Annotated in this window: 9 protein-coding genes; 4 read left to right on the top strand and 5 right to left on the bottom strand. The window is 72.1% G+C overall.

From position 1 onward, the window contains the following. Positions 1-104 precede the first annotated feature (104 nt). Positions 105-692 carry a hypothetical protein gene (locus ETD96_RS36800; protein WP_205719627.1) on the top strand — a complete coding sequence of 196 codons (588 nt, stop codon included), beginning with the start codon at positions 105-107 and terminating at the stop codon, positions 690-692. Positions 693-719: 27 nt separating this feature from the next. Here the strand turns inward: ETD96_RS36800 and ETD96_RS36805 are convergent, their stop codons facing one another. The 4 genes from ETD96_RS36805 to ETD96_RS36820 are packed head-to-tail and all read right to left on the bottom strand — an operon-like array spanning position 720 to position 5434. Beyond that, positions 720-1424 (bottom strand): ABC transporter ATP-binding protein, encoded by a 705-nt coding sequence (locus tag ETD96_RS36805; protein WP_138641117.1) that lies wholly within the window; start codon positions 1422-1424, stop codon positions 720-722. A gap of 10 nt (positions 1425-1434) precedes the next feature. Beyond that, entirely contained in the window at positions 1435-3144 is a 1710-nt protein-coding gene (locus tag ETD96_RS36810) for a branched-chain amino acid ABC transporter ATP-binding protein/permease (RefSeq protein WP_138641119.1), read from the bottom strand. 4 nt (positions 3145-3148) lie between these two features. Beyond that, positions 3149-4054: a branched-chain amino acid ABC transporter permease gene (locus ETD96_RS36815; protein WP_138641120.1), complete on the bottom strand. Its 906-nt coding sequence runs from the start codon at positions 4052-4054 to the stop codon at positions 3149-3151. A 60-nt stretch (positions 4055-4114) separates the two neighbouring features. Continuing rightward, the gene (locus ETD96_RS36820) at positions 4115-5434 is read right to left on the bottom strand and encodes an ABC transporter substrate-binding protein (RefSeq protein WP_138641121.1); all 1320 of its coding nucleotides are present in this window, start codon (positions 5432-5434) and stop codon (positions 4115-4117) included. Positions 5435-5592: 158 nt separating this feature from the next. Here ETD96_RS36820 and ETD96_RS36825 point away from each other — a divergent pair, with 158 nt between their 5' ends. The 3 genes from ETD96_RS36825 (at position 5593) to ETD96_RS36835 (ending at position 7446) form a co-directional block, all read left to right on the top strand. Next, the gene (locus ETD96_RS36825; RefSeq protein ID WP_138641122.1) at positions 5593-6228 is read left to right on the top strand and encodes a TetR/AcrR family transcriptional regulator; all 636 of its coding nucleotides are present in this window, start codon (positions 5593-5595) and stop codon (positions 6226-6228) included. 5 nt (positions 6229-6233) lie between these two features. Beyond that, positions 6234-6851: a TetR/AcrR family transcriptional regulator gene (locus ETD96_RS36830; RefSeq protein ID WP_138641123.1), complete on the top strand. Its 618-nt coding sequence runs from the start codon at positions 6234-6236 to the stop codon at positions 6849-6851. Positions 6852-6930: 79 nt separating this feature from the next. Continuing rightward, positions 6931-7446, top strand: coding sequence for a flavin reductase family protein (locus ETD96_RS36835; RefSeq protein ID WP_138641124.1), 516 nt, complete (start codon positions 6931-6933; stop codon positions 7444-7446). Positions 7447-7461: 15 nt separating this feature from the next. Here the strand turns inward: ETD96_RS36835 and ETD96_RS46205 are convergent. Beyond that, a partial coding sequence (locus ETD96_RS46205) for a HEAT repeat domain-containing protein (protein ID WP_205719628.1) occupies positions 7462-7817 on the bottom strand: 356 nt, incomplete at its 5' end.

The following is a 7817-nucleotide window of genomic DNA, read 5'->3' on the forward strand; positions in this document are numbered from 1 at the left end:
GGAGCATGGGGATCGGCCGTGCCGCTCGGGCCCGTCCGCCGACCGAACGGAGTCTCTCCATGCCCATGCCCATGCCCATGCCCAGGATGATCAGAATCGCCGCCGTGATCGGGGCCGCCATCGCCGTCACGGCCGCACCGGTCGCGGCGGAGGCGACCTCCCCGGCGACACCGGCGGCCCAGGCGGCGCGCGTGTCCGGGGCCGCGCAGGTCCGCCTCACGTACTGGCCCGATCAGGACATCCGGGCCTTCACCTTCGACGCCCGCGCCGTCCCCTATTCGGTGCCCAGGCCGGGCGCCCCCGGCGGCCTGCCCACCGACGCCCGCGGGACCGTGACGATCTACCACCACTCCCCGACCGAGGGCTGGACCGTACGGTCGGAGGCCAGGGTGGACTGCCTGCTGACCAGCCCCGGCAACGCCACCCTCACCGCGGTCGTCACGAAGGCCGACGAGCCGATCAAGGACCAGATCGGCAAGCGGCTCGGCTTCAGCGTCCACGACGGTGGCCCCGGCGGCAGGCATGACCGCATGGGGTTCTCCTGGTCGGTGGTCAACGGCGTCGAGAACGGAGAGGGCGGCTGGGAGGAGGGCAAGGTCGGGACCTGCATGGGCCCCGCGGCCTTCGCTCCCGTCACCAAGGGCAACTACACCGTCAGGCACGCCGACCTCCTGCCGGCTCCGACGGACTGACCACCGGCCGGGCCGCCGGGCGCGGCGTTAGAAGAGGTCCCAGAAGTCGGTGCGCTGCCGCATCTGCTCCGCGGTCTCCTCCAGGATGATCTGGCCGGAGCGCATGACGTAGGCGCGGTCGGCGATCTGGAGGGCCTGCTTGACGTTCTGTTCGAGCAGGAGGATGCCGAGGCCCTCGTCGTCGGCGAGGGAGCGCAGCCGTCCGAAGATGGTCTCCACGACGGACGGGGCCAGGCCGAGGGACGGCTCGTCCAGCAGGAGGAGCTTGGGGCGGGCCATGAGCGCCATGCCCAGGCTGACCATGCGCTGCTGCCCGCCCGACATCGAGCCCGCAGGCTGCTTCGCGCGCTCGTCCAGGATCGGGAACAGGTCCTGGACGGTCGCGAGCCGCTCGGCGGTATCGGTCCCGGACGGGGCGTTGGCCGCGCCCAGCAGCAGGTTGTCGTGCACGGACAGGTCGGGGAAGACGAACCGCTCCGAGGGGATCATCGCCGCGCCCGCCGCCACGGCGGCGCGCACGGGACGGCGGGCGGTGTCGCGGCCGGCGATCTGGATCGTTCCGGCGCGCGGGCGGACGGCCCCCAGCACGGATCGGATCGTGGTCGTCTTCCCCGCGCCGTTGTGGCCCATGAGGGTCACGATCTCGCCCGCGTCGACACGGAGGCCGACGCCGTGGAGCACCTCCTTGCGGCCGTAGCCCGCCACCAGGCCGCTCACATCGAGCAGAGTCATGCGTCCTCCCTCACTGGGCGCCGAAGTACGCCTCGGCGAGGCGGGCCGAGCCGGTCAGCTCGGCGAGCGTGCCCGACGCGGTGATCTCGCCGAGTTCCATGAAGTAGGTGTGGTCGGAGAGTTCGCGCACCACGTCGAGGTTGTGCTCGACCAGGCAGACGGTGCGGCCCTCGTCGCGGACGGCGGCGACCATGGTGAGCATGGTGTCCACCCAGGTCGCGTCGACGCCGGACGCCGGTTCGTCCAACAGCAGCACGTCGGCGCGGGTGGCCAGCGCGCGCGCCAGCGACACCAGCTTTGACTGGCCATAGGACAGGGCGTCGGCCGGTGTCGCGGCCTGGTCGGCCATGCCGACGAAGTCGAGCCACTGCATCGCCTGCTCAGCGACCTCGCGGTCCGCGCGGGAGACGCCGCGGCCGGGGACGAACAGCCTCGCTGCCCGCTCCCCCGGCTGCCCGGGGACGGCGAGCATGACGTTCTCCAGGCAGGTGAGCCGGCCGAGCAGCCGGACGTCCTGGAAGGTGCGGGCCAGCCCGGCGCGGACGACGCGGTCCGGACGCATCCCGACCAGCTCCGCGCCGTTCAGCGTCACCGACCCGGTGTCCGGGACGACGGTGCCGGTGAGCAGGTTGAACGCAGTCGTCTTGCCGGCGCCGTTCGGGCCGACGAGCGCCGTGATCGTGCCGCGCCGCAGCTCCAGGCCGATGTCCTTGGCGGCGGTGATGCCGCCGAAGCGCTTGGACAGGCCCTCCGCCCGCAGCACCACCTCGGCGTCGGCGTAGGAGGTGCGGTCGGCCGGCCGCTCGGGACGCGGCGACACCTCCGCGCGAGGAGCGGCCCCGGCGGCGGGCACGGCGGCGTGCCGCGAGCGCTCGGGGAACAGCCCCTGCGGCCGGACGATCATGACGAGCACCAGCAGCACCCCGTACAGCACCACCTGGAGCAGCGCCGCCTGCGTGCTCTCCACCCCGAGGACCTCGCGCAGCACCGGCTCGATCATCGTGAGCGCGACGCCCGCCACGACCGAGCCGACCAGGTTGGCGTTGCCGCCGACGATCACCATCGCGAAGACCGCCATGGCGAGCGGGAAGCCGAACGCCGACGGGGTCGCCTGGCCGAGCCAGCCGGAGTAGAAGCCGCCGATCAGCCCGGTCAGCCCGCTGGTGACCGCGAAGATGCCGATCTTGTAGCCGAAGGTGTTCTTGCCGAGCGCCCGGGTCGCCACCGCGTCCTCCCGGATGCCCTTGAGCACCCGGCCGTACGGCGACTCGCCGAGGCGGCGGCAGACGGCGAAGACCAGGACCAGGACCACCGCCGACGGGGCCAGCCAGTCGGACGGCCCGTCCAGCTCCAGGCCGAACAGCCGCAGCCCCTCGACGCCGGTGATGCCCATGGCGCCGCCGAGCGCGTCGAAGGTGGCGAAGACGCCGATGACGCCGAGCGAGAACGCCAGCGTCATCAGGATGAGGTACTCCTCGGCGAGACCGAGCGCGATCACCCCGATCAGCACGCCGAACGCGGTCGCGACCAGTACGGCGACGGCGAGCGAGGCGAGGTAGGGCCAGCCGTGCTCGCCCGCGAGGAAGCAGGCGGTGTAGCCGCCGACGCCCGCGAACGCGGCGTGCGCGACCGACACCTGACCGGCGTAGCCGACGAGCAGGTTGACGCTGACGGCGAGCGCCGCGAGCAGCAGCGCCTGGTCCAGATAGTTGATCCACATGGCGTCAGGCCTTCCGCAACGACACGAGGGGGAGGCGGCTCCTCCCGGCGAGGAACGCGAGGTAGCCGGTGAGGACGATGAACACGGCGGTCTGCGTCCACTGGAGCGACAGCCAGTTCGACGCCCACTGCTCCAGCAGCCCGAGCCCGATGCCGATCGGCAGCGCGCGCAGCGGCGACGCGCGGGTCCCGGCGAGGAACGCGACGACGAAGCCGTAGATGACCGTCGTGTCGCCCATGGTCGGCTGGACGGTGTAGAGCAGCCCGTACCAGAGCGCGCAGGCGCCGGAGATGAGGCCCGCGACGGCGAAGCAGACGAGGTTGACCCGGCGGACGCCGATGCCGAGCACGGCGGCGAGGCCCGGGTTGCTGCGCACCGCCTTGATGGAGCGTCCGAGCGGCGTGAACGCCAGGAACGCGGCGAGCGCGGCGACGAGGACGAGGCAGGTGGCGACCTGCCCGAGGTCGAAGGTGGAGATCTGCACCCGTCCGAACTCGTGCCGCACCGCCTCGGGGCCGTAGAACGGCAGGCTGCTCGTCCCGAACTTGAGCTGGAGCAGCGCGATGCCCGCGGTGCTGACGCCGATTGACGTGACGAGGACGGCGAGCATGGCGCGGTCGGCGGCGCGGCGCGCGACGGGCTCGTACACGCCGAGTTCCAGCAGCACGCTGACCGCGACCGCCGCGGCGAGCCCGATGAGCGCGGACGGCCAGAACGGCACACCGAGCCCGTCCATGGCCCAGAAGGCGGCATAGGGCGCCACCGTGTAGGTGAGCGCGTAGGCGAAGTGGAAGCGGGTCGTGACACCGATGACGAGGGCGAGCCCCGCGCCGAGCGCGGCGTAGAAGGCGCCGCGGACGAGCCCGTTGACGGTCAGCTGCCAGAGTTCTGAGTCCAGCAGGTCATGCATGGAGCCTCCGGAGACGAGGAGGAGGGGCGGCCCGCGGCGGGGCCGCCCCGGAGGAAGCCGTCAGCGGGCGAGGCGGAAGTCTCCGCCGCCCACGTCGTAGGTGGCGAGCGGCGCTACCTTGCCGTCCTTGTACTCGAAGACGCCCATCGGCCGCTTGGCGACGCCGTGCGTCTTCAGGTCGATCTCCAAGGCGCCGACCGTCGCGGCGTCGCCGCCGTAGACGGAGGCGAACTTCGGGTTCTTCTCCAGCGCGGCCTTGAGCGCGGCGCTGTCGTCCGGCTTCCCGCCCTCGGCGATGACGCGGCGGATGAGGTCCCAGACCATCAGGGTCTCCTCGTAGGCGTTCGCCGCGTAGAAGTCGGCGGGCTCGCCGTACGCCTTCTCGTACGCCTCGGCGAACAGCTTGGCCAGCGGGTTCGACGGCTTGGACGCGTCGAAGTAGTCCATCGCGAACCGGAAGCCCTCGCGGTCGAGGACGCCCTTGGACGCCTTGACCGCCTCCTGCGTGAACTCGATGCCGAGCAGCTCGCTCTTCACGCCGGCGCTCTTGGCCTGGGCGGCGAACGCGCCGGGCGCCGCGCCGCCGAAGGCGACCCAGAGCAGGTCGGGCTCGTTCTTCTTCACCTTCGCGATCATGCTGGCGTAGTCCTGGGAGCTGGGCGAGAGCGTCTCCCAGAGGCCGTTGTAGGTGAGGCCCGCGGCCTCGATCTTGGCCTTCATGTCGGCCTGGATGGCCGCGTTCAGCGGGCCGAGGTCGACGCCGACCAGGCCGACCGTCCGCCCCTGCGGGTGCGCCCGCTTGAACCACTCCAGGGCGCCGGGCGCCGCGTCGGACGGCGCGACCTCTCGCGTCCCGTAGAAGTACTGCGTGCCCTTGGTGAAGACCTGGGCGCCGCCGACGCCGTCCAGGCTGAGGATCTTGCTCTTGTCGGTGTCGGCGAGCATCGCGCCGAGGCCGTCCCCCATCGAGGTGATCTTGGCCGGGACGCCCTCGGCCGCCAGCTCCGACGCGGCCTGCTTGGCGGCGACGGGGTCGGGGCCCTTGATGTCCTTGACGCTCAGCTCGATCGCCGGCCCGCCGGCCGCCTTGATCTGCTCGACCGCGAGCTCCATGGCGTTGCGCATCGACTCGCCGTTGCTCGCGGACGGCCCGGACAGGGTGAGCGCGGCGCCGAGCTTGAAGGTGACCTTGCCGCCGAGGTCCGCGCCGTCCTCGACGCCGAGCAGCTTCACGAGGTCGGCGGCCTGGGTCTTGGCGTCGGCGGCGCTGACGCCGGCGTCGCCGGAGCCGCAGGCGGTGAGGGACGCGGCCGCGGTCAGCGCGGCCAGGACGGGGGCGAGCAGCCGCCGGCGGCGGGGCGCTCTGCGTGAGGTGGGCATTGTCTACTCCAGGTCACCGATCTCCGCCCGTATCGATCACTACACTGATTGGAGCGATCACTACAGGGACGTGCGGTGACCGTACCCGTGATGTGATGGTCGACACAACCCCCCACCGCGGTCGGGTTTCCGATGATCAGAGGGGAGATGATTGCCGGATGCGGAAAACGGCGCGCCGCCACCAGCAGGGCGAGGAGTCCAGGCTGCGGATCCTGGAGGCCACCCTCGCCATCGCCGCCGAACGCGGCTACGACGGCACCTCGATCGCCCTGGTCACCGAGGCCACCGGGCTGCCGGCCAGCTCGGTCTACTGGCACTTCCGCAACAAGGACGAACTGCTCGCCGAGACCCTGGAGTTCAGCTACCGGCGCTGGCGCGACACCGCGCCGACCTGGCAGGAGCGCGTCGCGGTCTCCGACCCGGCCGAGGAGATCCGCGACCGGCTGCACCGGGCGTCGCGGGCGATCACCGACCGCCCGGAGTTCTGGCGGCTCGGGCTGATGCTCGGCCTCGCGAACCGTCCGAAGGAGCCGTCCGCGCGGCGCCGCTACATCGAGGTGCGCGGCGAGACCCGCACCGCCATCCGGGACTGGTGGGAGCAGGTGCTCCCCGCCGGCGACCCGGACCGGGCGCGGGAGGTCGCCGAGCGGATGGCCCGCTTCCACCTCGCCGTGATGGACGGCCTGTACGTCGGCGTCCACTCGGGCCGCGGCTGGAACCTGGAGCGGATGGTGGACCTGATCGCCGACGGCGTGCACGCGCAGGCCCTCGCCTGGCTCGGCGAGGCGGCGTGACCGCGATGCCGACCACGCGTTCCGCCGACGACCGGGAGCTGTCCCGGGTCCGCATCCTCAAGGCCGCCGCCGAGATCGCCTCCGAGTGCGGCTACGAGGGCACCACGATCTCGCGGGTCACCAAGCGGTCCGGCCTGCCGGCCAGCTCGGTGTACTGGTTCTACCGCGACAAGGACCACCTCATGGCCGAGGTGATCCGGCACAGCTTCGAGCAGTGGATCGCCGCCCAGCCGCGCTGGGAGCGCGACCCCCGCGACGAGCGCCCGCTGGCCGAGAGCCTGCGCGCGATCCTGTCCCGCTCGGTGCGCTCGCTGCGCGACGCCCCCGACTTCCTGCGCATCGGGCACATGCTGCTGCTGGAGTCCCGCGAGGTCGAGGCGGAGGCCCGCCGGTACTTCCTCGCCACCCGCGACTCGGTCGCGAGCAGCATCGCGGCCTGGTTCACCTCGTACTTCGACACCGAGCTGCAGGCCCGCCGCCCCGAGCTGGCGATGGACCTCGCCCGCATCGTGATGGCCGCGACCGACGGCCTCTTCCTGGCCCACCAGATCCACGACGACTGGGACCCCGACGACTTCGTCGCGATCACCGTCGCCGTGGTCGAGCGGGCCGTCGCCGGCTGAGCACCGGAACCTCACGCTTGTCAGGCCGGGGTCCCGGATGGCATTCTCTGTAGCGATCGCTACAGGGAGGAGTTCCGTCATGCGCCTGACGACCAACGAGGCCATCGACCCCGCCCGCTTCCGGCAGGTGCTGGGCCACTACCCGACCGGCGTCGTCGTGGTCACCGCGCTGGACGCGGCCGGCACCGCCATCGGCATGACGGTCGGCTCGTTCACCTCCGTCTCGCTCGACCCGCCGCTGGTCGCCTTCCTCCCCGACAAGGGCTCCAGCTCGTGGCGCGCGCTGCGCGAGTCGGGCGAGCGGTTCTGCGTGAACGTCCTGTCGGCCGCGCAGGAGGACGTGTGCCGCGCCGTCGCGGTGCGCAAGACCGACAAGTTCCACGACATCGGCTGGCGCCCGTCCCCCGCCGGCAACCCGGTCATCAACGGCGCGGTCGCCTGGATCGACTGCGTCACCGAGCAGCTCCACGACGCCGGCGACCACCAGATCGTCATCGGCCGCGTCGAGCACCTGCAGCTCGGCGACGGCGAGACACCCCTGCTGTTCCACCAGGGCGCCTACGGCACCTTCGCCCCCCATGGCCCGGCCGCCTAGCCGGGCGCACCCCGGCTAAGCGATCCACCCCTCGTCGCGCGCCTGCTCAAGGACCTGCTCGGCCGCCCGCGTGTCGAGCATCTCCAGCCCCCGCGCAGCCCAGAACCGCAGCGACTCGTCCGGGCTCTCCAGCTGGTCGCGGAACACGTCCAGCGCCTTCCCGGACCGCGCCTCGGCCACGAGCTCCAGCAGCCAGCACCGCAGCCCCGGATCGTCCTCGACCGCGAACTCGGCGATCAACTCGTCGACGTAGGCGTCCGCATGCGTGCCCGCGGATGGCGGCGACGGGCGTGCGGAGCTCGTGGCTGGCGTCGGCGACGTGTTCGTCCCCCGCGAGCGCGCAGGCATGCGGGTGTGGTACCCTATCTTGG

Origin of the sequence: Actinomadura geliboluensis, assembly GCF_005889745.1 — a bacterium.
Classification (GTDB): Bacteria; Actinomycetota; Actinomycetes; order Streptosporangiales; family Streptosporangiaceae; genus Spirillospora; species Spirillospora geliboluensis.